The sequence below is a fragment of the Flavimobilis sp. BM9 genome, assembly GCF_058313055.1.
Genome location: NZ_JBZEMO010000024.1, coordinates 1 through 236, shown reverse-complemented (window position 1 = coordinate 236; position 236 = coordinate 1). Strand labels below are relative to the sequence as shown.

The 236-nt window shown below is 57.6% G+C and carries 1 protein-coding gene; it reads left to right on the top strand.

From position 1 onward, the window contains the following. Positions 1 to 236 (top strand): hypothetical protein (locus AC4F3Q_RS13570; RefSeq protein ID WP_491040425.1); only part of this gene is annotated, 236 nt, incomplete at both ends.

Sequence of the window (236 nt, the reverse complement as noted above, 5' to 3'; positions counted from 1 at the left end):
CAAAGAGCGTGAGATCAATGCCATGCTGAAGCTGGCTGACCTGCCAGAAAGCGGCCAGATGGTGCTGTTCGATGGCCGTACCGGCAACAAGTTCGAGCGTCCTGTGACCGTTGGTTACATGTACATGCTCAAGCTGAACCACTTGGTGGACGACAAGATGCACGCGCGTTCCACTGGTTCCTACAGCCTGGTTACCCAGCAGCCGCTGGGTGGTAAGGCGCAGTTCGGTGGTCAGC